This is a genomic window from Shimazuella sp. NTD248 (assembly GCF_059510395.1).
On the sequence record NZ_JCAJZT010000040.1, the window covers coordinates 1 to 208 of the forward strand.

General features: G+C 52.9%; 1 rRNA gene. It reads right to left on the reverse strand.

The window, feature by feature from the left end:
- A 16S ribosomal RNA gene (locus AC5WOE_RS20045) occupies positions 1 to 185 on the reverse strand; the annotation flags it as partial.
- Positions 186 to 208: the final 23 nt, after the last annotated feature.

Below are 208 nucleotides of genomic sequence, written 5' to 3' on the forward strand. Positions count from 1 at the left end.
TTCATGCGAATAAGAAGATTATCTGGTGTTAGCCCCGGTTTCCCGGAGTTATCCCAGGCTTGAGGGCAGGTTGCCCACGTGTTACTCACCCGTTCGCCGCTAGGAACCGAAGTTCCCCGCTCGACTTGCATGTATTAGGCACGCCGCCAGCGTTCGTCCTGAGCCAGGATCAAACTCTCCATGTTAGAAAAGCTTGACTTGCTCATAA